We start from the raw sequence: 1,027 nt of genomic DNA on the forward strand, positions 1-1,027 counted from the left end.
AAACCTGAAATACTTCATGTTCTTCTTTGATTCCGATGGCAATCTCCACAGTATGCAAAAATATAACTCGTAGCAGCTGCGGTCCAATTTCGTCTAACGTTCATGTGTTCACGACGTCCCACCGACTTAAGGCGACGAAGTCGCCGGGCGCGATGCGCTTAGTCGGTGCGGATGTGTCCGGCTGAATCTACTTCCCTGCTACTGCCAATTACTTCTTCGAATCCTCATCTAACTCCTGCCGGACCGAGGGCCGAATGGCCCGATGCGTGAACATGGTGTTATAAGATGTCCCCGCCTTCTTCGAATACTCGAGCAAGTTCCTTTATCCAGTCCTTATTTCCATTGCTTATTATCATGCTTTCTAATAACCATTTCTTTGATTGATCATCATTCATTCGTTCCATATAGATCTTAAAGTCATGCTCGTCTTCGATTCTTGTACTAAGGCTCTTAAATAATAATTGCCATGCTGGATTTACAAATGGTCTTTCAAGACTGCCTTTAATAAAATTACTAATGTGCATTTTTATATTTCTATTCTTTCTAAAGATAACTTCATCATCGATTAGTTCTGTTGCAAGTATTTCAAGGAAGTCATTACCCTTAAATAAATGCAAACAATATCTTGGCAATTCCAAGTCACTTATCTTCTTATATGGTTCTAATCGACTTTCTCCAGGTATTGCTACATGAATATCCCAGTCTTGAAAATATGAAATTGCATATTCAATATCACTTCTAAAAATGCAGATATCCATATCTTTATGTGCCCGTGTAACTTCATCTAGAGCTAAATCAATTGTCCAGCCTCCTGCTATAAACCAAGGTCTTTCAAAAGATTTCATCAATAACTCAATTTTAACGAGTTCAGAAGAGATTATAACTGCCACCTCTTTATTGTACTTTAAGCTCTTGCGGGGATTTCTTATAACGTTCATGTGTTCACGACGTCCCACCACCTTAAGGCTCCGTCAGGAGCCGGCCGCGATGCGGTTAGGTGGTGCGGATGTGTCCGGCTGAATATGCT

General features: G+C 40.6%; 1 protein-coding gene. It reads right to left on the reverse strand.

What is annotated here, in order from left to right; genetic code table 11:
• Positions 1-278: 278 nt before the first annotated feature.
• Positions 279-938 carry a nucleotidyltransferase domain-containing protein gene (locus ACFPOF_RS27330; protein WP_378138561.1) on the reverse strand — a complete coding sequence of 220 codons (660 nt, stop codon included), beginning with the start codon at positions 936-938 and terminating at the stop codon, positions 279-281.
• Between the last annotated feature and the right edge of the window lie 89 nt (positions 939-1,027).

The organism is Cohnella soli, from assembly GCF_042655525.1.
Lineage (GTDB): Bacteria > Bacillota > Bacilli > Paenibacillales > Paenibacillaceae > Cohnella > Cohnella soli.

Excerpts from the sequence above, each read along its gene's own strand:
- ACFPOF_RS27330 (WP_378138561.1), bottom strand. The coding sequence starts at position 938 with ATGAACGTTATAAGAAATCCCCGCAAGAGCTTAAAGTACAATAAAGAG.